Consider the following 20,192-nt stretch of genomic DNA (forward strand, 5'->3'; position numbering starts at 1 on the left):
CATTGGCTTAGCACGTTTTTTAGTCAAAGTTGGACTGTTTTTCCGACAACGAGGTAATAATGAAATTTGAATTAGATCGCAAACAGGGTAAAGCTCGCCGAGGTCGCTTGATTTTTGACCGTGGTGTAGTAGAGACGCCAGCGTTTATGCCTGTTGGTACTTATGGCACAGTAAAAGGCATGACTCCAGATGAGTTAAAAGAAACTGGTGCGCATATCTGTTTAGGTAATACTTTTCACCTAATGCTAAGACCTGGTACTGAGATCATCAAGCAACATGGCGATCTACATGATTTCATGAATTGGGACCGACCTATTTTGACTGACTCGGGTGGTTTCCAAGTATTTAGTTTGGGTGCGATGCGTAAAATCTCAGAAGAGGGTGTACTCTTTAAGTCACCGGTAAATGGTGAAAAAATCATGCTATCTCCAGAAAAGGCAATGGAAGTACAGCGTGATTTAGGTTCAGATATTGTGATGATTTTTGACGAATGTACGCCATACCCAGCAACTGAAAAAGAAGCAAAAGATTCAATGGAGTTGAGCTTGCGTTGGGCAAAACGGTCTAAAGCGGCACACGGTGATAATCCTTCGGCATTGTTTGGGATCATTCAAGGTGGTATGTACCCAGAGCTGCGTGCTGAGTCACAGCAAGGCTTAGAAGAAATTGGCTTTGATGGTTATGCGCTAGGTGGCTTATCGGTTGGTGAGCCAAAAGAAGACATGATCAACATTCTCGACCAGTGCGCTTACAAAATGCCAGAGAACAAGCCTCGCTATCTAATGGGTGTTGGTAAACCAGAAGACTTGGTTGAAGCGGTACGTCGCGGTATTGATATGTTTGACTGTGTAATGCCAACACGTAATGCTCGTAATGGTCACTTGTTTGTGACAGGTGGCATCGTGAAAATCCGTAATGCAGCACACAAAACGGATACCAGCCCACTAGATGCAGAGTGTGATTGCCACACCTGTAAGAATTACTCTAGAGCATACTTACATCACTTAGATAAGTGTAATGAAATACTAGGTGCTCGACTCAATACCATCCATAACTTGCGTTATTATCAACGTTTGATGGAAGGAATGAGAAACGCCTTATCTGAAGGCACATTTGATGAATTTGTCGAAGACTTCTACGCGCGCCGTGGCATACCGGTGCCAGAGTTGGCTGACGTTGGTTTGACAGAAAATAATTAATTTTATAAACGAGGAAGTGAAATGAGCTTTTTTATCTCAAGTGCGCATGCTAGCAACGCAGCAGCGGCACCAGCAGGTGGCGGTATGGAAATGCTAATCATGTTAGGTATTTTTGGTTTGGTATTTTATTTCTTAATTTACCGTCCACAGGCCAAGCGTGTTAAAGAGCACAAAGACCTAATGGGTGCATTAGGTAAGGGTGACGAAGTACTAACTCAAGGTGGACTTGTGGGTAAAATCACAAAAGTAGCCGAAGACAAAGACTTTGTTGTAATCGCACTGAATGACCAAATGGAAGTGACAGTGCAAAAGTCAGCGGTTTCAGCTGTATTACCTAAAGGTACAATGAAATCTCTATAAGAATAACAATAAAGGGATAGTCCAGTGTTAAACAAGTATCCAATGTGGAAGTACTTACTTGTTCTGGCTGTGTTAGCTATCGGTATCCTTTATGCCACTCCAAACTTGTATGGTCGCGATCCGGCCATACAGGTGTCAGGCACAAAAGGTGCTGATGCGACACTCAGCGTATTAGATCAAGTCAATGAAACCCTGCAAAAGAACAATCTAGCCGTAAAATCTTCGGCATTAGAAGACGGTCAAATTCTTGTTCGTTTTAAAAATGTAGAAGATCAGCTTAAAGCGCAAGACATACTGCGCAATACTTTAAGTGGCGACTACATTTCCGCTATTAATATGTCTCCAGCACAGCCCGAGTGGTTAAAAAACTTAGGTGCAAACCCAATGAAACTGGGTTTAGACTTGAGTGGTGGTGTTCACTTCACTATGGAAGTGGATATGGTCACTGCGATGGACAATGCGCTTGAGCAAATGGAGCAAGATTTTAAGAGCGATTTACGCGAAGAGAAGCTGCGTTACCGTTCAGTACGCAGGGTGTCGAATAGCGAACGTGTGCAAGTGACTATGCGTTCGGAAGAAGACAAAGACGCTGCTATGAGCTTCCTAAGAAAGCGTTACCCGGGTAATGACTTTGTTAATGATAGTAGCGACAGTTTGGCTTTCTTCTCAAGCCTTAGCGATCTCAAGTATAAAGAGCTGCGCGAATACGCCATTAAACAAAACGAAACCATTATTCGTAACCGTATTAACCAACTAGGTGTTGCGGAACCAAACGTTCAACGTCAAGGTGGTGAGCGTATTATCGTACAGCTTCCTGGTGTTCAAGACACCGCCCGTGCCAAAGAAATTCTTGGTGCTACGGCAACCCTTGAGTTCCGTGAAGTGGATGAAAATGCAGACGTGCGTGCCGCGGCACAAGGCCGTATTCCTCCGGGCACAGAAGTGATCCCACATAAAGATGGCTACCCAGTTGTACTTAAAAAGCGCGTTATTCTTGAAGGTACACATATCACTGGTGCGCAATCTGGTATGGATGAATATCAACGTCCTCAAGTTAACATTAAGCTAGATAGCAAAGGCGGAGCAAAAATGAACGCCTTTACCAAACGCGCTATCGGCAAACGTATGGCAACCGTTTTTATTGAATACAAGCCATCTGGCAAAAAAGATGAAAATGGTAAGGCGCTACCACCAATCAAGGTAGAAGAAGTGATTAACGTGGCGACAATTCAAGCCCGTTTGAATAGCTCTTTCCGTATTACTGGAATTGATAGCCCAGCAGAAGCACATAACCTGAGCTTGCTACTTCGCGCAGGTGCGCTAGTTGCGCCAATTCAAATTGTTGAAGAGCGTACAGTAGGTCCAAGCCTAGGTCAGGAAAATATTGAAGCCGGTATGACCGCTGTAGTGCTTGGTTTTGCGTTTGTACTTGCATTTATGTTGTTGTACTACAAAGGCTTTGGTTTAGTAGCAAACCTTGCGCTGGCGGCTAACCTCATTATGATTGTGGGCGTGATGTCGATGATCCCAGGTGCGACACTGACGCTGCCAGGTATTGCTGGTATCGTATTGACGGTAGGTATGGCGGTGGATGCAAACGTACTTATTTTTGAACGTATCCGTGAAGAAATTGCGGAAGGCCGCAGCCCGCAGCAAGCCGTTCATCATGGTTACGACAGTGCATTTAGTACGATTTTTGATGCCAACATCACGACCTTAATTGCAGCAGTGATCCTATTCTCTGTCGGTACAGGTCCAATTGCAGGCTTCGCGGTTACGTTAGCTATCGGTATTATTACTTCAATGTTTACTGCGATTGTTGGTACGCGTGCTGTTATTAATGCCATCATCGGTGGCAGACGTATCACTAAGCTATCAATCTAGGAGACGGACATGCAATTACTTAATTTAAAAAGCACCATCCGTTTTATGTCAGCAAGAAAGCTTTCTATGGCTTTCTCGGCATTATTGATCTTGGCTTCAATCGGCTCATTTATGGTGAAAGGATTGAACTTTGGCTTGGACTTTACCGGTGGTACGGCTGTTGAAGTCGGATTCTCACAGCCTGCAGACTTAGCAAAGGTACGTAGTGTATTAGCCGAGAGCGGTTTTGCAGATGCCTCTGTACAACTTTTTGGTTCAAGCCAAGAAGTGCTTGTACGACTTGCCCCTCGTGGTGACGACGTCAAGGCTGAGGTGTTGGGAAACCAGCTCATTGCAGCTCTTAAGCAAGCGGATGAAAGTGTGGTGATGCGCCGTATCGAGTTCGTTGGCCCAAGTGTAGGTGAAGATCTTAAAGAGCAGGGTGGTTTGGCGATGTTAACCGCGCTTATCTGTATCTTGATCTATGTTGCTTTTCGCTTTGAGTGGCGCTTTGCGGTAGGTGCTGTTGCAGCACTGTTCCACGATGTTGTACTGACTATGGGTCTGTTTTCTATCTTAGGTCTAGAGTTTGACTTAACCATTTTAGCAGCAATATTGGCGGTAATAGGTTACTCACTCAACGATACTATTGTTGTATCTGACCGTATTCGTGAAAACTTCCGTAAAGTGCGTATCGACGACACACTAGAGATCATCAATATCTCACTGACACAGACGCTTAACCGTACATTAGTGACTTCAATCACGACCATTTTGGTATTGATTGCACTATTCGTATGGGGTGGTCAAACCATTCATGGTTTTGCAACAGCCTTGCTATTCGGTGTGTTTATAGGTACTTATTCTTCTGTTTATGTAGCAAGCTCAGTGGCTGTAGCTATGGGCGTAAGTAAAGAAGACTTAATTCCTGTTGAAGTAGAAAAAGAAGGCGCCGATTTAGATCCTATGCCTTAATCGCAGCATATAATGTGATACCAAAAGCGGCCTTTGAGCCGCTTTTTTGTTGCAAACACAAGCATATAATTGTTTCTAAATAATGAAGGTGATGTATAATGATAATCGTTATCAATAAAGGAGATTATCATGTACAAACTTGTGATGGCTGCTAGCGTATTAACTTTGCTTACAGCATGTTCTAAGCAACCAGAGCTAGAACAAAAAACGGATTCAGTAGCGCAAGCAACAACCTCTTTAACGCAATATAAGACCAAAGCTGAAGCGTTATTGGCTGATATTCGAATTGAAAAAGAAGATAAAGCGCTGGAAACTCAGTCGGCAGACCTTGTCACGCTATCTCGAACGTTATTGACGGAGTTTGTAGCAAAATACCCACAGTGCCAAACCTATCTTGATGCATTAGATAAAGCTGCGGATATTATTCCCACATTGCCACTAGAAGAAATAGAGAGCGGCTATCATGCAGACGGTAAATTACCTAAGTTTGACGACCCTGTGTGTTATCACGCCAAGGACTTACTAGTACACCCAGCCACAGTACAAGCGATGGCATTAAAAGGTTTTACGAGTCCTGAAGACTACCAAAGTGCTGAAATGGAAATTGTTGAAGTGATTGCCCATTTTGACCAAGTTGAAAGTGCATTAAACTAATGTAACCTGAACTTGGCATAACAACTTGTTCTTTAGCAGCTGTTATCTCTTACTGCTGCGTTAAACTTGGCTTGTTTTAAGAAGTAACTTTTTATCTCGAGTGCAGGTTACTTCAAAGAGTGCAATTGTTAGGTTGAAAATCATTCAACTGCAAATTGGGTACATTTCACCCGATTGACATATATCTGTCATACACACTTGCTACCGTGCGCGATTATACTTTTACAGTGAGTTTGATGCTGTGGATCTTTCGCGTACGGTAGTACTAAATACAATAATAAAAGAAAAAGCGGTATTCACACTTTTTCAGCCTATTTATGATCTTGCGAAACGCCAAATCTTAGGGTTTGAGGCATTGAGTCGCGGCATGGCTGGCTCATTATTAGAGTTACCAGATAAACTATTTGCAATCGCCAGTCAGCAAGAACGCCTCTCTGAGTTGGAAATTATTTGTCGCGAGGCGGCAATCAAACAGTTTGTTTCACTTAACCTGCCCGGTAAATTATTTCTAAACGTCAGCCCAAAAGCACTATTAGACCCTTCTCACCCTAAAGGTGAGACACGCCACCTTACTGAAGTGTATGGATTGGATCCCAAACGCGTAGTGATAGAAGTTACCGAGCAAGATAAAGTGGATGACGCAAATTTACTGCTCTCAACGATTACACACTATCGCGAACTCGGCTTTCACATCGCCATTGATGATTTAGGGGCTGGATATTCAGGGCTGAGGAAGTGGTCAGAACTTTGCCCCGATTATGTTAAGGTGGATAGATATTTTATTGATCACTGCGATCAAAGTGTCGTTAAGCGTGAGTTTTTAAAGTCCATAATTGAACTTGCTAAAGCGACCGGAACCCAAGTTATTGCAGAAGGCATTGAACGTATAGAAGAACTCAAGCTCATAGAACAACTAGGGATCGTCAATGCTCAAGGTTTTTTGCTTGCTAAACCTGCGAGAAAGCCCTCGACCGAGCTTGAGATTTTTAAGTCTCTACATACTGAATCTAACCTATCATCCAATCAATTTGAGCAATCAATGGCAATCGGTTGGCTTGCCAAAGAAGTCAATGCGATCCATGAATGTACGCAGTGTATCGACGCTCACCGACTCTTTGAACAAGACCGCAATCTTACCAGCATTGCAGTAGTAAATGACCTTAGGGAGCCTATTGGGCTGCTACATAGAGATCAGCTTACCGAGGTATTCGCAGCGCCATACGGACATGCACTATTCGATAAAAAGCCGGTCACTAAGTTGATGGACAAGCAGCCTTTAGTGGTGGATGAACAGCAAGAGCTGGACTCCGTCAGTAAGCAGATCACCGACCATGAATTTGATATTCGCCGTCATATTGTGATCACCAGAGATGGTCGATATTTAGGCTTGGCACCGTTGCGCGATATTCTAAAACATATTACCGAAGAAAAAATTCGTCATGCTCAGCATGCGAATCCGTTGACCATGCTGCCGGGCAATGTCGCAATCAACGAAGCAATAGAGCAACGGCTGCGTTCGCATCATGACTTTTCTTTGGCTTATATCGATTTAAATCACTTTAAGCAGTTTAATGATCTATATGGCTACGCCAGTGGTGACAGTGTGATTAAGTTGCTTGCAGAGGTAACCGTTGATGTATGTGCGCAAAGCTCAAGCTTTGTAGGCCATATTGGCGGTGATGATTTTATGGTGGTATTCGATAACAGTGATGCGCAAGTGCTTTGTCATGAGATAATTGCCCAGTTTGAGGCAAAGTCAAAAGCATTCTTTACACCAGAGCACGTGAGTGCTGGGGGGTATTGGGCTACCAATCGAGAAGGGCAGAAGCAATTTGTCCCCTTATTGACCTTATCAATTGGTTTAGTACGGCCAGATCTACAACATTGTATCAACTCACATCAAGTTGCAGCATTAGCAACAGACGCGAAAAAAGAAGCCAAACGTTATCGCAATAGCTACCTGTTTGTGTGCAACCGTCGTAAGCCGACCGTCTCGACCGTTCGATTAGAAAATGCCGGTTGACTAAATTTGTAATTACGCAATAGTAGTATCAGGTAAGCTAACCGATCACCCCAGTTACCTTGCATTTGGGATAAAAAGTTAGCAAGCAGAGTATCAAGTAATAATGACGGCTAAAGGGCCTGTGGTTATTCCACACTCCGGTTAGTTAGGGGGGAGCAATGAAGTTAACGTTGAGCGTAATATTGACCGCAGTATGGTTACACAGTGCCACTGCCACAGAACAGTCATCTGAGTTAATCTACGTTGCCAAAGAAGCTAGAACACTCTACGACAGAGATTTATATCTCTACGAATTACTTGATAAAGCGCTGGCTGCAGCTAAATATGAAGTACAAATAGAGCATATTAAAATCCACCCACATCAGCAACGTACACTGATGGCACTCAGTCGAGGAAAAGTCGACTTACATTGGTCAATGACCAGTCCTGCTCGAGAACAGATAGCGACACCGATTAAAATTCCACTTTATGATGGGCTTATCGGGCGGCGCTTATTGATTGTTCATAAAGATATTTACCCAGCCATTAAGGCAATCACAACACTGAACGAATTAAAGCGCTTTACTGCGGTACAAGGTCATGACTGGCCGGATACTAAAATTTTAAATTATAACGGCCTCAAGGTAAGGCCAATCTCAGATTATCAAACCATGTTTAATCTAATCGCTGACAAGAAAGCGGATTACTTTCCTCGTGCTGTCATTGAAGCCAGTGCTGAAATTAGCGCACAAAACAATGATAATTTAATGATAGTGCCTGATTTTCATCTATATTATCCCACTGCATTTTATTTCTTTGTAAATAAAGAGAAGCCCAAGCTTGCGCAAGCATTAAAAACTGGACTAGATAAGTTACAGGCGTCCGGAGAATTACAAGCATTAAAACATAAGTATGGCTTAGATAAACCACCAGAAAGTGTCGCTATTGAATTGGATAATCCGTATTTTGATTGAGACTAACGCTTTTTTCGGATGCTAGGTAAAGCGTAATCATATTCTTCTTTGTAGGTGATGGCAGCAAGAGATAACAATATCAAACAATTGGCGCTATAAATTAAATACCCACTGACGTCAAAACTGTAGAAGAAAAATGTCATATTGGCTCCCTTTGCATTCCGGAAATAGTTTTCCACAAGTGCAGCAAAGCTCATTACTACATTAAATATAGCCAACCAAGGCATAATGGCATCAGCAAAGGTATAGCGGCTTTTGAGTTTGGGAAACAGCTTCTTGGTAATCTCAACGCGATAAGTGAGTGGGAAAATAATCAGCAAACCGATAATAAAGTGCGTCCCGAAAATTAGGGTGTTTTGGAGTAACCGTTGATCTTTGGAAGATTCTAAGCTTATTAACCCTGAAGAAAACACGATAGTTTCTAAGGTAAAAGGCACAACCGCGAGTATAGATAAGGTGCAAATATTAATGTCTTTTAACCTAGCACCTAAAATAAAGACCGTCGAGACAATCAGTAAATAAATCAAATAGAAATGAAAACGAATGTCATAAAGAACTAGGAGGCCTACTGCCACAATAGCATATGGAATCAGCAAGTCCCCCAATGAAAAATTCTTTTTCATAGCTAAAAACTTAGCCGTTGTCGTTTTCTTTTGCTTGAGGATCATTTGGTTCGTAAATACCGCCACCAGAAACTTTTTTACACTCTTTTAAGTTTAGCTTTTGCATTATCATAGTCCTTATTATGGATGCTTGAATATCAAGCGATCAAAATGTTTGGGATGTTTGTTTTATTGTGAGTAACACAATTTCGAAAGTACCTTGCCAGACTACTTAACCGACACTCTCGACAGGTACAAATTTAACACCAAATAAACACAAGGTGAATGAAAAATTAAATATTTTTTCTAAACAATAGTCTAGATAAATTTACACTTTACCTTGTTTGTTGTAATTATCAATAAATTCAATGTGTTATATCTTGAATTTAGCCATCTCAACCTCCAGATTTCCAGATAAAGACTTAATTGTATCGGTTGCTTTATGTGCTTTTTCCGACACAGTGGCGGTTTGTGATGCAGTGTCAGATATAGTGACGATACGCTGAGCCGTATCTTCACCCGCATCAAGTTGTTCTTTTGCAGCTTGCGCAATTTGATGACTCATGTGGGATATTGATTTTAATGAATCTGCTACTTGGGCAAGTGCCTGAGAAGCTTCAGAAGACATACTTACGGTTTTTTCACTCGTCGCAATGCTTAAGCTGACGGATGCCTTTGCATCTTGTGTCGCACTTTGCAGCTTAGTGATCATCGTACGAATTTCTTCGGTGCTTGTTTGGGTGCGCTGAGCCAGTTGTCTCACTTCGTCGGCAACCACCGCAAACCCCCTTCCTTGCTCTCCAGCTCGAGCAGCTTCGATAGCAGCATTTAAAGCCAGTAAATTAGTTTGTTCAGCAATTGACTGGATCACGGTGAGTACATTAGCAATGCTAGATACCTCCTCATCTAGCACTTGGATATTATTACCAGCGCTGTCAATTTGTTGCTCTAGTAAGGCAATTTCATTCGCAGCCTGAGCAGTTAACTTATCGGCTGCATTGCCCTGCTTCTCTGCTTCTTGCACAGAACCTGCGGCTTGTTGTGCGTGTTCGACGACAGCTTGCGCCGAAGCAGTAAGCTCGGTAATGGCGGAGGCGACCATTTGGGTTTCAGAATTGAGGCTTCGAGTCAGGTGCTCTAATTCAACTGAGCGAGCTTCACTATCCGATGTTTGACTTTGCAGCGCTTGGGTTGCCTGTTTCAGCCCTTCAACTACACCTTTTAGTCCATCTTGCATGTAAGCCATTGCTGCTAAAATACTGTAATCTTTGCAATTTGAGGTATCGATGGGAGTCGTTAGGTTTCCTCTTGAAACGTGCTTTACGATTTCAAGTACGTCATTGATCTCAGCACCAAGCTTATTATTCAATGACAAACCAAATCGAGCAAGTGCCGCTGTGAGCCCAATTGCGACGACCAAAGATAACGCAACCAGCCAAATTGCAGTGTCCCAGTAGCGTTCATTGACTTCTTTGTAGCTAATACCGGTGCCAACATACCATCCAAACCCAGGTGTTTTTTGGACAACGGAAGTGAGATCGACCACTTCACCTTCTCGCAGTGACGTCCAGTTGTATGTAATAATTCGGTCTACTTGGCTACCGACTAAGCGCTTGACCATGCTGCCGATACTTCTACCGTCAGCATCTTTAAAATCGTTAAAACTAGTATTATGTAACTCTGGGTCGTGAGGCGTTGCTACAAAGTCCATCTTGTCATTCACAACATAAACATATTCAGAGTCATGGTATTTATTCTCACGCAGCACCTGAGTGGCCATAGCTTTCGCTTGTTGCTCGGTGAGTTTACCTTGTTGTGCAAATTGCTCGAATTGCTTAACGATATTAACGGTGCTTTTCATCAATTGATTAATACGCGCAATATTATCGCTTTCACTAGCATGACGAAGTGCTTGAAGGCCAACAAAGGCAACAGCGAGTAAGGAAATAAATATTGCGGCGGCGAAGGTAATTATTTTTGCTTTTAACGTGAAACTGGAAAACACAGGATTGCCCCCTAAAAATACTCTCTTACATGATTTAGCATGTTTAGGGGGAACTTGTAAGTAGGTTAATGCGCTACAGCCGGAATTTTGAGATGATATTTACTCATACAGCGCAAGAGTAAAGACTAACTTGCATTAATTATGCTTATTTCTTCGTCCGTTAACGGCCGATATTCGCCTTCTGCAAGCGCTGGATCCAGCTCGATCCCTGCTATATTTTCTCTATGTAGTTCAACAACTTGGTTTCCAACCGCAGCGAGCATACGCTTTACCTGATGGTATTTACCCTCACATATCGACAAACGTAGCGCAAACTTATCAATTAACTCTGCTTTGGCTGGTAAAGTTGCATGTTTTTCACCATGAAGTTCAACGCCTTGCTCCAATTGCAATAAAGCTTCTTGAGTAAGCTCGTCGCGGCTCTCTAGCACGTAAGTTTTAAATTTTTGCTTTTTAGGAGAAGTGATGTGATGCGACCAATCACCGTCATTGGTAATGAGAACAAGACCAGTTGTATCTATGTCCAATCGTCCTGCTACATGAAAATCTTTTAAGTTAGGTTCGGCAATTAAGTCAAACACAGTTGGATGCAATTCATCGCTATTTGCACACACATAACCCTGAGGTTTGTTTAGCATGAAATAGCGCAAACCTAGATACTCTAAGCGCTCACCATCAAAAGTAATATGATCCTCTGGGGTGACTTGAATATCCCCTTTTTTGACCATTTTGCCATTGACGGTAACAAGACCTTTTTTAATATTAATCTTAACCTTGCTGCGAGGCATCTCAGCAACATGGCTTAAAAATTTCTCCAATCTACATGGAAATTTCATAGTTAAATAGCTCGAATAATAAATTAGTTTTTACGATAAATTTCGGGTAATAAATCATAACAATGGACGCTGAGCGCGAAATGCTCACCGACTTTTGCTAGCAAAAACTTCAACGCGCTTTCCGTGAGTGTTTGTTTTTGCTCTGTCGTTCTGCCTGCCATCATATGGATCTGTAAATGAATAAACCCCTGCTTACCGTCACCAATGTGAAAATGCTCAAATGCAATTGCACGTGTTTTGACTGATGTTGGCTCGAATAGACCGCATGCACAGGCGAACTGTTGTACTTGTGACACTAAGGCATCGGTTTCTATCGGCAAGTTAGGTGAATGCTCGAGAATAAAGTGTGGCATGTGAAACTCCATGTTTTTGCATTACCCTCAGAGTTTATGCTATTTATCAGGGGTTATTCTACAAAAGAGTGAATTATTAGCATGCTGTCCTTATTTAAATTCTCGCCGCTACTTAGTGAGGAGGAAACCCAATGGTTGATAGATACCTTTATTTGGGCGTTTGAGCATTTTGATGGGGAGTACTTTTTAAACGATACGCAAATAATTACACCTACTCCCACTTTTTTCCCAGATCCTGTGTCTAGTATCGAAGAAATGGCTTCGGTTGTATTTGCGCGAGTCAAATCCTATGCAGGATTACAAAAGTGGCCTATTACTTTGGTTTCGCCAACGCATATGCAGGCGACAACGCATATACCCAGACTACAGATCTCCGGACGATGGCGGGGGGAGCATGCCGAGATAGCTGACACCACAAGTCCAATTGTGATTTCTTATAACCCTAACCAAATTAATCAGCCTCAAGATCTAGTTGCTAGCTATGCCGGGGTACTAGCCAAAGTGGCGATTTTGCAGCGCGGGGTGTTACCTCCCGGTGGAGAGGCCCAACTTGATGCTGCCAGCGATGTACTAGCCTGCTTTTTTGGTTTTGGGGTAATGGTGTCTAATACCGTATATCATTTTAGAGGTGGATGTGGCTCTTGTTATAATCAGTATGCCAATCGCCAAGCCGCGCTCACGGAGCAGCAAAGTGTGTTTGTGCATGCACTTGTTTGTCACTTTAAAGGGGTAAAAGATGGCCATAAACATCTTAAATCACACCTAGTCAGTCAATTTAAAAAGGCGACTAAACAAATCAAGACGTTAATGGATAACTCCGAACGCGGTGACTTACTAGCTTTACAGGAGCACGCTAATGCTCGCTTATCTTGATGAGTTTATTATCATCGCTTTAGCTCACTTCTTTGCTGTAGCCAGTCCTGGCCCTGATTTTGCGATTGTGCTTAAACAAAGTGTGCAACATGGTAGGGCTAACGCCTTATGGACCAGCTTGGGAATTGGTCTTGGTATATTGGTACATGTTACTTATTGTTTGCTAGGGGTTGCCATATTGCTTTCCCAGTCAGAGGCTTTATTTAGTATCGTAAAATACCTAGCGGCGCTTTATCTTGCTTATCTTGGGATACAGGCGTTGAGATATGCAAAACCAAACACAGATAAAGAACACATCGCTTCAGACCATGCGCTGGAGTCCAATTGGACCGCACTCAAACGTGGCTTTTTAGTTAATGCGCTCAATCCAAAAGCCACGCTGTTTTTTCTTTCTCTTTTTACGTTAGTGATAGAGCCAACGACACCAAGCGGTGTGCAGTTGTTTTACGGTCTTTACATGGCAGTGGCAACCTGGGTGTGGTTTTCTTTTTTATCTGTAGTGTTATCCAAAACAACTGTTCGGGCGTTTTTTCGTCGTGCTGGGCATTGGTTTGACCGCGGGATCGGTGTGATCATGTTATTGCTTGCAGTAAGATTGGTGGTGTAATGAGTGAAAAAAATATTGTTAACTTTAGTTTTGGCTCAAATATGTCGACTGCTCGTCTATTGGCACGACTACCCGAGGCTAAGCTACTGGGCGTAGGTATATTAAACGGCTACCGGCTTACTTTCGACATGTTGAGTACCGATGGCTCAGCAAAGTGCAGCATAACACCATGTGTGCAACGCAGTAGTCAGGTATATGGTGTGCTCTACGCACTAAACCAAGAAGAAAAGTTGCGCTTGGATGAAATTGAAGGGGAACGTTATACCTGCCAGCGTGTACCCGTTGCCCTGCAAGCGGGCAGCACACTAGACGCTTGGTGTTATATCGCCAATACCTTTGTTGAGGATGAGCTACCTTTTGATTGGTATGTTAAACATGTGCTTGCGGGGGCGCAAGAGCATCGTTTTCCATTTGAATATCAGAAGGTTATTTTAGAACAATCACACATTATTGATAACGATACTGATAGAAAACAACGAGAATTAGCGATTTACCAGTCAATCAAAGGGCAACGTTAAGCGTAAGCTGCTCACCTACAGTGACTGGGTGTAAAACAATCCAAGGAATAATAATGAAATTAAAACAATGGTTAATCACGACTGGTTTGGTGGCTGCGAGTGTACTGGCGGCACCGGCCAATGCAGCAGTAAATCAACAGGATGTTGAAGAAGCCGTTCAACAAGCGATGGCAAAGTTCAATATACCGGGGTTGGCAATTGGCATTGTGGAAGAAGGGAAAGTCGTAATGACCAAAGGCTTTGGTGTTACTCACTTAACCAAGCCCACAAAAGTTGATGCCGATACCCTTTTTGGCATTGCATCCAATACAAAAGCGTTTACCGCAGCGGCGCTTGCGATGTTGATTGATCAGGGCAAACTCAGTTGGGATGACAAAGTAACGCAGCATATTCCTGAGTTTAAGCTTTATGATAGCTATGTCACCCAAGAGATGACCATCCGTGATCTATTAAGTCACCGTAGCGGCCTCGGTTTAGGGGCTGGAGATTTGATGATTTGGCCTGATACCGACAAGACGATGCCCGAGTTGTTGGCTGGGATTGCCCATTTGAAGCCCGATTCAAGCTTTCGCAGTCAGTATGCATATAACAACCTTATGTTCGTTGTAGCAGGTGAGGTTGTTAGTCGAGTGAGTGGCAAAAATTGGCGCGATTTCGTAGAGCAAGAAATGTTTACTAAGCTAGATATGGATGACTCCAAAGCGGGCTTTTCGCGGATCCCTGCTCGAAACACTAACTGGGCAACAGGTCATATTCCCATGGATGGTAAACTGACTCCATTTTTTGTGAACTATCTTGAAGACTTCCGTGGAGCAGGTGCTATTGCCTCTAATGTTGATGATATGACCAAGTGGCTGCAGACGCAACTGGCTGGTGGACGTTTGCCATCGGGTGAGGTGTTATTTAGCCAAGAGCAGCAACTACAAATGTGGCATCCACATATTTTGCGATTGCCCGCTGAAGAGGCAAAAAAAGCGTATCACCAACAGTTTAAAGGTTATGGCTTAGGGTGGGCTGTTGAAGACTACTTTGGCTATAAAAAGGTAGGACACGGCGGTGGCATTTTGGGTATGGTCTCTCAGGTTGCCATGATCCCAGAGAAAAAGCTTGGTGTAGTCATACTATCGAATCAGCAAAAGTATCCTGCGCTGTCAGCCATCGTTAATGAAGTATTTGAAGATGCACTAGGGCTGGAAGATAAGGATTGGGTCAACATCATCGCAGATGATTACTTTACAGCTCGAGAAGCGCAGTACGCTGACGCGGGAGTGATTGAAGTTGAACAGCCTCAGCCGTCTTTGCCACTTACGAACTATACAGGAACACTAAATAGCGCCTGGTACGGTGATGTGGTGGTGGAGCTGATAGAGAACACATTGCGTATCGACTTTATCCATACCAAACGTCTAAAAGGTAAGTTAGAGCACCTAACGGGAAATACCTTTGTGGTGCGCTGGGATGAACCGCTTTTAGAAGCCGATGCTTACTTTAATTTTGTCATGGATAAAAACCAGCAAGTTGAGTCGGCTGACATGGAGTTTGTAAATCCAGAGATCACTGACTTTAGTTTTGATTTCCATAATCTAGACTTAAAGGCCAAGCGGCTTTCAAATTAAGATATACCAAAGTATCAAAGCCACCGTAAAGTGGCTTTGATATAGTGTATGGAAGCAATTGTAATACTCATTGTATTCATAAACTAACCTAAGGATGTATTCTTAATATGCGCACTGCAATTATCACCCACCCATATTGCCGCAAGCATAAAATGACACAGGAACATCCTGAATGTCCCGCAAGGTTAGATGCGATTTCAGATAGATTGCTAGCTTCAGGGTTAGATATCGCTGTCGAGCATAAAACGGCAATAAAAGCAGATGCGTCACATTATTCGCTGGTGCATGATCAAGCCATGATTAAAGAAGTGATGGATAAAGTTCCAAGCGAAGGGTTGTCCGAATTAGACGGTGATACCTGGCTTTGTCCGGACTCCATGAAAGCGATTGAGCGTGCTGTTGGGGCTGGAATATTAGCGGTGGATGAAGTGACAGCTGGTAATCTCGACGCTGCATTTTGTTCCATTCGGCCACCTGGACATCACGCCAACCAGAGTACTTCGTCCGGTTTTTGTGTCTTTAATAATGTTGCTATTGCCGCTGCTTATGCAAAAACCAAGGGGGTAGAGCGGATCGCTATTTTGGATATTGATGTTCATCATGGCAATGGCACTCAGGATATCTTTAAAGACGATCATAGCGTCTTATTTTGCTCATTGTTTCAATATCCATTTTATCCCAATACCGCCATTGAAAATCACCAAAGCCTGATCAACTCCCCCCTGAGTGCAGGGGCTGATGGGAGTGATTTAAAAACGTTATTTGAACAGCAATGGTTACCTAAACTGCAAGACTTTAAGCCTCAGCTTATTTTTATTAGTGCCGGGTTTGACGGTCATCTTGAAGATGATATGGGTGGACTCAAGTTTGTTGAGCAGGACTATCAATGGTTTACAGAGCAAGTTGTGGCGTTTGCAAAATCACAAAGCTGTTTGGGAATTATCTCATACTTAGAAGGGGGCTACGATCTTTCTTCTCTAGGCCGCAGCGCTGTGACCCATATCAAAGCATTGGTGGAAGAAACGGAATCATGCTAGCAGCGCGAACGCTTGCTGAATATTTCTAAGCTGGATTTTGCTAACACAACATTCTCCTTCATCAATAAGGTATTGTTGCACTAAGTTGGTTAAATGTGTGAGCTCAATTTGGCTCACCTCTTGACCATTCAGATCCGCGCAGCAGCCGTTTTGTGTGATCACCATTGTTCTGCCTTGCATGGCTTCATCAAGCATATGAATGGAGTCTAATAACGCTTTTTCGTCTTCAATCAACTCTAGACTTTGGTCTAATACGAGCAGGATAGGGTAGCTTTTTATCGTCATAATTTGTTCAAGGTCAAGTTATCACCAGCGATGCTCAGTATACTTCAAATTGGAATAATATTGCGAGAGTGTGCTTATGGTTGGTGATTCACGTCAGTTACAAATCAAAGAAGTCTTTACCAATAGCTTGTTATGTTGTGATGAGCAAACGAGTCTTCATGACGCGGTTGCGCAAATGCGAGCAAATAGAGTGAGCTCTATTTTTGTGACTCGTGCCGATGACATTATCGGCATTTGGACTGAGTCTGACTGTGTTAAGCTTGACTTTAACGATCCAAACTTTGCTCAGGTGGCAATCAAATCAGTCATGACTTCTCCTGTGCAGAAGATTCAAGTTGATAAAACTTTGAGCGAAGCAACGGTGAAGTTTCATCAGTTAGGGATCCGTCACCTGCTGGTGGTTGACTTAGAGGGGCTCCCATGTGGCGTCGTTTCACTGTCGGATATTGTGCGTAGTCAAGGGCTTGATCACTATCTGCATTTTAGGCCAATCGAGCATCATTACGATGCAAATATAGTCGTCTTAGACAGTGAAGACTGTGTGTCTGATGTTATCAATAGCATGTGTGAATTAAAGCTCACAGCTGTATTGGTTTATAATCGTAGACTGGACGAGTATGGGATCATCACCCAGCGCGATATTGCCTATATTATTCTGAATCCGGATTGGCGCCAACCTTGCTGGCAGTTAGCAAGCTATCCTATGCTTTCCATGACACCAAAAGACAGTTTATTTGATGCTTACCGGTTGATGACCGTTAACTCTATTCGTCATTTGGTGGTGACGTGTCCTGAATCACAAAAGGTGATCGGCTTATTGGCACTCAAAAATGTGTTGACCGAAATCGAAACCGCTTATTGCAGCGAGCTTGAGAAGGTGCTGGTACAGCGAGATATAGCGCTACAGAAGTCTGAAAAAAACCTGTACCTTGCCAATCGCATCATTGACGCTTCTTTAGATGGCATCATGATCACCAAAAGTTCTGGTGAAATTATTCAAATCAATCCCGCATTTAGTGCACTCACAGGTTATAAAGATTACGAAGTACTAGGTAAAAACCCCAGTATATTAAGTTCTGGGTTACACGATGAATCTTATTATCAAACCATGTGGGCTGCGCTGCGAGAAAAAGGGGTATGGCAAGGGGAGATCTGCAACCGTAAAAAAAGCGGTGAAATCTATGTAGAGTGGTTAACTATTATAGAAATAAGGGAACCATATAGTGATGATATGCTCTATGCGGCGATTTTTAGTGATATCACTGAACGTAAGAACGCAGAAGAAAAAATTGCCCGTTTGGCCTATTTTGATGAGTTGACAGGACTGCCAAACCGTCGGTTGTTTTACGACCGATTGTCAATGGCGTTGGCATCGGCACACCGTTACAAGCAAAAGCTGAGTGTGATGTTCATAGACTTAGACCGTTTTAAAGAAGTGAATGACTCACTTGGTCATAGTGCCGGTGATGAGTTACTGGTACAGGTAAGCGAACGAATTAAAGCAATTTTGAACGAAGGGGATACGCTAGCACGCCTTGGCGGCGATGAGTTTGTTGTATTACTCAGTGAAGTAAATGGTATGTCGGAAGTGATAGAGTTTGCCGACCAAATATTGATGGCGCTAGCCAATCCATTTGAACTTGGTGATATGCAGGTAGCGGCAACAGCTTCGATGGGGGCGGCTATTTATCCCGAGGATGGTCATGATACTGAAACTTTACTTAAGCACGCTGATGTTGCCATGTATCGCTCCAAAGAAGTGGGTAGAAATTCTTTCCAGCTATTTGAAGCTTCAATGAATGCACGCTCATTTGAACGTTTGTCGATGTTGAGTCGTTTCCAAAGCGCCTTAGAGAATGACGAGTTTGAATTGCATTTTCAGCCATTACAGTGCCTAGCTAGCAATCGCATCTCGAGTGTTGAGTGCTTATTACGTTGGCGCGACCCCAACCTTGGTATTATCTCTCCAGCTCAGTTCATTCCTCTTGCTGAGGAGCTTGGGCTGATTATTCGTTTAGATCAGTGGGTAATAGACAAGGCTTGTCAGCACCTAGCGCAATGGCAACGTGAAGGGATTGAACTACGGCGACTGGCTATTAATATCTCGGCATCGCATGTCACGCAAGGCGACTTATATCAATGCGTTGCACAGGCGCTTCACAAGCACAATGTGGAGGGCAGCTATCTTGAGTTAGAGCTTACCGAAAACAGCTTTATTGGTAATTTGTTAGAAGCAAAATACACCTTGAAAAAGCTTAAAGCGCTTGGAGTAAGATTAGCAATTGATGACTTTGGCACGGGTTATTCGGCACTCAGTTACTTGGCTAAGCTTCCCATAGATATACTGAAGATTGATGCCAGCTTTATTGCTAAAGTGCCCGATGAGTATGGTAACAGCGAAATTGTGTCGGCAATTGTGGCGATGGCCAAAGCACTTAATCTGCAAGTGGTTGCTGAAGGCGTTGAAAAGCCTGTACAGAAGCGTTATCTGCGCAAATTAGGATGTCACACTATTCAGGGATATGTCTTCTGTAAGCCGCTTACAGAAGACGCTTGGTATGAATTCTACTCGTCGGAGAAGGCGATTTCGTAAGAGGTAAATTTACGGATATTGATCACGCCCTGATCAAAGATGAGATATTGTCCTTTGATCCCTTCAAGTACGCCAGACACCACTGGCTCTTTATCAAAGTTGAAAGAGCTAATTTTGTTAGGGTGTTGCTCCACAGGGAAGGTCAGATCGACAACTTCTTCGTCTAGCACCTCAATGGCGGTTGCACCAAACAGTTCGGCAAGCTCATCTAACTTTGCTTGGATCTGTGGGATCAGTTTGGCGGCTTCCGCTTTGAGGTCGATTTCAGGGTTAACGCCTTTGAGCATATTACGCCAGTTGGTTTTGTCGGCAATAAACTGCGCCAGCGCCACTTCCACTAGCCCTGATTGGTGACGTGTTTGCACCTTAAAGATAGGCAAGGCTTGTGTTGCTCCTTGATCAATCCAGCGAGTTGGAATTTGCGTATGGCGGGTGATCCCCACTTTCAGGCCTGAGGTATTGGCCAAATAGACATAATGCGGGATCATGCAGTTGGCTTCACCCCACTCAGGCTCTCTACAAGTACCTTGGTCAAAGTGACAGGTTTCTGGCTTCATAATGCACATATCGCAGCTAGCAAGCTTTTTCATGCACACAAAACAGTGTCCTTGAGAATAGCTTTTTTTGGTTTTTTTACCACAGTTGCAACAAAAGATATTGCCAGTGAAGGTAAGGGTGACGGACTTACCAAAGTAGTCATTAAGTGATACTAAGTTATCACCAACGGGTAACTGATATTGAATAGGTTCAACAAGCGTTGACTTTAGCTTGCTGAGCGTACCTTGTACTTGCATCTTTGCCCCTAAAAATGCTCATAAAAGGGTAGGATACCATTACAAA

At 43.2% G+C, this 20,192-nt stretch carries 19 protein-coding genes; 13 read left to right on the plus strand and 6 right to left on the minus strand.

Annotated features, from left to right (window positions below; all coding sequences use genetic code 11):
* Positions 1 to 59: 59 nt before the first annotated feature.
* The 7 genes from tgt (at position 60) to CEX98_RS12540 (ending at position 8,027) form a co-directional block, all read left to right on the plus strand.
* Positions 60 to 1,199: a tRNA guanosine(34) transglycosylase Tgt gene (tgt, locus tag CEX98_RS12510; RefSeq protein ID WP_099642394.1), complete on the plus strand. Its 1,140-nt coding sequence runs from the start codon at positions 60 to 62 to the stop codon at positions 1,197 to 1,199.
* A gap of 21 nt (positions 1,200 to 1,220) precedes the next feature.
* A complete protein-coding gene (yajC, locus tag CEX98_RS12515) occupies positions 1,221 to 1,559 on the plus strand; it encodes a preprotein translocase subunit YajC (protein WP_099642395.1) in 339 nt (112 codons plus the stop codon).
* Between the two features lie 24 nt (positions 1,560 to 1,583).
* Positions 1,584 to 3,443: a protein translocase subunit SecD gene (gene secD / locus CEX98_RS12520; protein ID WP_099642396.1), complete on the plus strand. Its 1,860-nt coding sequence runs from the start codon at positions 1,584 to 1,586 to the stop codon at positions 3,441 to 3,443.
* Positions 3,444 to 3,452: 9 nt separating this feature from the next.
* Entirely contained in the window at positions 3,453 to 4,397 is a 945-nt protein-coding gene (gene secF, locus CEX98_RS12525; RefSeq protein WP_099642397.1) for a protein translocase subunit SecF, read from the plus strand.
* Positions 4,398 to 4,526: 129 nt separating this feature from the next.
* A complete protein-coding gene (locus CEX98_RS12530; protein WP_099642398.1) occupies positions 4,527 to 5,051 on the plus strand; it encodes a hypothetical protein in 525 nt (174 codons plus the stop codon).
* A gap of 241 nt (positions 5,052 to 5,292) precedes the next feature.
* Positions 5,293 to 7,074 (plus strand): bifunctional diguanylate cyclase/phosphodiesterase, encoded by a 1,782-nt coding sequence (locus tag CEX98_RS12535; RefSeq protein ID WP_099642399.1) that lies wholly within the window; start codon positions 5,293 to 5,295, stop codon positions 7,072 to 7,074.
* 158 nt (positions 7,075 to 7,232) lie between these two features.
* Positions 7,233 to 8,027 carry a substrate-binding periplasmic protein gene (locus tag CEX98_RS12540; protein WP_099642400.1) on the plus strand — a complete coding sequence of 265 codons (795 nt, stop codon included), beginning with the start codon at positions 7,233 to 7,235 and terminating at the stop codon, positions 8,025 to 8,027.
* 2 nt (positions 8,028 to 8,029) lie between these two features.
* On the opposite strand, the gene CEX98_RS12545 is transcribed toward CEX98_RS12540, so the two are convergent.
* The 4 genes from CEX98_RS12545 to CEX98_RS12560 all read right to left on the minus strand — a co-directional run bounded on the left by CEX98_RS12545 (position 8,030) and on the right by CEX98_RS12560 (position 11,823).
* A complete protein-coding gene (locus tag CEX98_RS12545; protein WP_242441695.1) occupies positions 8,030 to 8,650 on the minus strand; it encodes a hypothetical protein in 621 nt (206 codons plus the stop codon).
* Positions 8,651 to 9,002: 352 nt separating this feature from the next.
* Entirely contained in the window at positions 9,003 to 10,634 is a 1,632-nt protein-coding gene (locus CEX98_RS12550; protein ID WP_099642401.1) for a methyl-accepting chemotaxis protein, read from the minus strand.
* A gap of 125 nt (positions 10,635 to 10,759) precedes the next feature.
* Positions 10,760 to 11,470, minus strand: a complete 711-nt coding sequence (gene rsuA / locus CEX98_RS12555) for a 16S rRNA pseudouridine(516) synthase RsuA (protein WP_099642402.1) — start codon at positions 11,468 to 11,470, stop codon at positions 10,760 to 10,762.
* Between the two features lie 23 nt (positions 11,471 to 11,493).
* Positions 11,494 to 11,823: a 5-carboxymethyl-2-hydroxymuconate Delta-isomerase gene (locus CEX98_RS12560; RefSeq protein ID WP_099642403.1), complete on the minus strand. Its 330-nt coding sequence runs from the start codon at positions 11,821 to 11,823 to the stop codon at positions 11,494 to 11,496.
* Positions 11,824 to 11,904: 81 nt separating this feature from the next.
* Here CEX98_RS12560 and CEX98_RS12565 point away from each other — a divergent pair, with 81 nt between their 5' ends.
* The 5 genes from CEX98_RS12565 (at position 11,905) to CEX98_RS12585 (ending at position 16,474) form a co-directional block, all read left to right on the plus strand.
* The gene (locus CEX98_RS12565; RefSeq protein ID WP_099642404.1) at positions 11,905 to 12,696 is read left to right on the plus strand and encodes a hypothetical protein; all 792 of its coding nucleotides are present in this window, start codon (positions 11,905 to 11,907) and stop codon (positions 12,694 to 12,696) included.
* Positions 12,680 to 13,303, plus strand: a complete 624-nt coding sequence (locus CEX98_RS12570) for a LysE family translocator (RefSeq protein ID WP_099642405.1) — start codon at positions 12,680 to 12,682, stop codon at positions 13,301 to 13,303. The genes CEX98_RS12565 and CEX98_RS12570 overlap by 17 nt, the downstream gene beginning before the upstream one ends.
* Positions 13,303 to 13,821: a gamma-glutamylcyclotransferase family protein gene (locus CEX98_RS12575; protein WP_099642406.1), complete on the plus strand. Its 519-nt coding sequence runs from the start codon at positions 13,303 to 13,305 to the stop codon at positions 13,819 to 13,821. The genes CEX98_RS12570 and CEX98_RS12575 overlap by 1 nt, the downstream gene beginning before the upstream one ends.
* 53 nt (positions 13,822 to 13,874) lie before the next feature.
* On the plus strand, positions 13,875 to 15,437 hold the full coding sequence (locus CEX98_RS12580) for a serine hydrolase (RefSeq protein WP_099642407.1): 1,563 nt from the start codon (positions 13,875 to 13,877) through the stop codon (positions 15,435 to 15,437).
* 107 nt (positions 15,438 to 15,544) lie between these two features.
* On the plus strand, positions 15,545 to 16,474 hold the full coding sequence (locus tag CEX98_RS12585) for a histone deacetylase family protein (RefSeq protein WP_099642408.1): 930 nt from the start codon (positions 15,545 to 15,547) through the stop codon (positions 16,472 to 16,474).
* Here the strand turns inward: CEX98_RS12585 and CEX98_RS12590 are convergent.
* A complete protein-coding gene (locus CEX98_RS12590; RefSeq protein ID WP_099642409.1) occupies positions 16,466 to 16,759 on the minus strand; it encodes a DUF4144 family protein in 294 nt (97 codons plus the stop codon). The two genes, CEX98_RS12585 and CEX98_RS12590, sit on opposite strands and share 9 nt — an antisense overlap.
* Before the next feature lie 76 nt (positions 16,760 to 16,835).
* Here CEX98_RS12590 and CEX98_RS12595 point away from each other — a divergent pair, with 76 nt between their 5' ends.
* Positions 16,836 to 19,352: an EAL domain-containing protein gene (locus CEX98_RS12595; protein WP_099642410.1), complete on the plus strand. Its 2,517-nt coding sequence runs from the start codon at positions 16,836 to 16,838 to the stop codon at positions 19,350 to 19,352.
* Here the strand turns inward: CEX98_RS12595 and CEX98_RS12600 are convergent.
* A complete protein-coding gene (locus CEX98_RS12600) occupies positions 19,325 to 20,146 on the minus strand; it encodes a DUF2797 domain-containing protein (RefSeq protein WP_099642411.1) in 822 nt (273 codons plus the stop codon). The genes CEX98_RS12595 and CEX98_RS12600 overlap by 28 nt on opposite strands.
* Positions 20,147 to 20,192: the final 46 nt, after the last annotated feature.

Source organism: Pseudoalteromonas piscicida, assembly GCF_002744175.1.
Taxonomy (GTDB): domain Bacteria; phylum Pseudomonadota; class Gammaproteobacteria; order Enterobacterales; family Alteromonadaceae; genus Pseudoalteromonas; species Pseudoalteromonas piscicida_B.

What these genes read in the sequence shown, in the direction of transcription:
- CEX98_RS12590 (WP_099642409.1), bottom strand. Translation starts at nt 16,759, where the DNA reads ATGACGATAAAAAGCTACCCTATCCTGCTCGTATTAGACCAAAGTCTA.
- CEX98_RS12570 (WP_099642405.1), top strand. Translation starts at nt 12,680, where the DNA reads ATGCTCGCTTATCTTGATGAGTTTATTATCATCGCTTTAGCTCACTTC.
- yajC (WP_099642395.1), top strand. Translation starts at nt 1,221, where the DNA reads ATGAGCTTTTTTATCTCAAGTGCGCATGCTAGCAACGCAGCAGCGGCA.
- secF (WP_099642397.1), top strand. Translation starts at nt 3,453, where the DNA reads ATGCAATTACTTAATTTAAAAAGCACCATCCGTTTTATGTCAGCAAGA.
- CEX98_RS12575 (WP_099642406.1), top strand. Translation starts at nt 13,303, where the DNA reads ATGAGTGAAAAAAATATTGTTAACTTTAGTTTTGGCTCAAATATGTCG.
- CEX98_RS12580 (WP_099642407.1), top strand. Translation starts at nt 13,875, where the DNA reads ATGAAATTAAAACAATGGTTAATCACGACTGGTTTGGTGGCTGCGAGT.
- CEX98_RS12565 (WP_099642404.1), top strand. Translation starts at nt 11,905, where the DNA reads ATGCTGTCCTTATTTAAATTCTCGCCGCTACTTAGTGAGGAGGAAACC.
- rsuA (WP_099642402.1), bottom strand. Translation starts at nt 11,470, where the DNA reads ATGAAATTTCCATGTAGATTGGAGAAATTTTTAAGCCATGTTGCTGAG.
- tgt (WP_099642394.1), top strand. Translation starts at nt 60, where the DNA reads ATGAAATTTGAATTAGATCGCAAACAGGGTAAAGCTCGCCGAGGTCGC.
- CEX98_RS12595 (WP_099642410.1), top strand. Translation starts at nt 16,836, where the DNA reads ATGGTTGGTGATTCACGTCAGTTACAAATCAAAGAAGTCTTTACCAAT.
- CEX98_RS12540 (WP_099642400.1), top strand. Translation starts at nt 7,233, where the DNA reads ATGAAGTTAACGTTGAGCGTAATATTGACCGCAGTATGGTTACACAGT.
- CEX98_RS12585 (WP_099642408.1), top strand. Translation starts at nt 15,545, where the DNA reads ATGCGCACTGCAATTATCACCCACCCATATTGCCGCAAGCATAAAATG.
- CEX98_RS12600 (WP_099642411.1), bottom strand. Translation starts at nt 20,146, where the DNA reads ATGCAAGTACAAGGTACGCTCAGCAAGCTAAAGTCAACGCTTGTTGAA.
- CEX98_RS12560 (WP_099642403.1), bottom strand. Translation starts at nt 11,823, where the DNA reads ATGCCACACTTTATTCTCGAGCATTCACCTAACTTGCCGATAGAAACC.
- CEX98_RS12545 (WP_242441695.1), bottom strand. Translation starts at nt 8,650, where the DNA reads ATGAAAAAGAATTTTTCATTGGGGGACTTGCTGATTCCATATGCTATT.
- CEX98_RS12530 (WP_099642398.1), top strand. Translation starts at nt 4,527, where the DNA reads ATGTACAAACTTGTGATGGCTGCTAGCGTATTAACTTTGCTTACAGCA.